This is a genomic window from Bradyrhizobium frederickii (assembly GCF_004570865.1).
Lineage (GTDB): Bacteria > Pseudomonadota > Alphaproteobacteria > Rhizobiales > Xanthobacteraceae > Bradyrhizobium > Bradyrhizobium frederickii.
This window is the reverse complement of the sequence record NZ_SPQS01000143.1, coordinates 1-619: the sequence shown is the minus strand read 5'-3', so window position 1 is coordinate 619 and position 619 is coordinate 1. Positions and strand designations below refer to the sequence as shown.

At 56.5% G+C, this 619-nt stretch carries 2 protein-coding genes; both read left to right on the top strand.

Annotated features, from left to right (window positions below; genetic code table 11):
- On the top strand, positions 1–451 hold a 451-nt coding region (locus E4K64_RS40100; RefSeq protein WP_135167653.1), incomplete at its 5' end, for a phage tail protein.
- A 15-nt stretch (positions 452–466) separates the two neighbouring features.
- A partial coding sequence (gene gpG / locus E4K64_RS40095) for a phage tail assembly chaperone G (protein WP_135167652.1) occupies positions 467–619 on the top strand: 153 nt, incomplete at its 3' end.

The following is a 619-nucleotide window of genomic DNA, read 5'->3' as shown; positions in this document are numbered from 1 at the left end:
GGCGTGGTTTAATGAAGGCGATACCCGTGCCTATAAAATCCGCTTCCCGAACGGCACGGTCGATGTGTTCCGTGGCTGGGTCAGCAGTATCGGTAAGGCGGTGACGGCGAAGGAAGTGATCACCCGCACGGTGAAAGTCACCAATGTGGGACGTCCGTCGATGGCAGAAGATCGCAGCACGGTAACAGCGGCAACCGGCATGACCGTGACGCCTGCCAGCACCTCGGTGGTGAAAGGGCAGAGCACCACGCTGACCGTGGCCTTCCAGCCGGAGGGCGTAACCGACAAGAGCTTTCGTGCGGTGTCTGCGGATAAAACAAAAGCCACCGTGTCGGTCAGTGGTATGACCATCACCGTGAACGGCGTTGCTGCAGGCAAGGTCAACATTCCGGTTGTATCCGGTAATGGTGAGTTTGCTGCGGTTGCAGAAATTACCGTCACCGCCAGTTAATCCGGAGAGTCAGCGATGTTCCTGAAAACCGAATCATTTGAACATAACGGTGTGACCGTCACGCTTTCTGAACTGTCAGCCCTGCAGCGCATTGAGCATCTCGCCCTGATGAAACGGCAGGCAGAACAGGCGGAGTCAGACAGCAACCGGAAGTTTACTGTGGAAGAC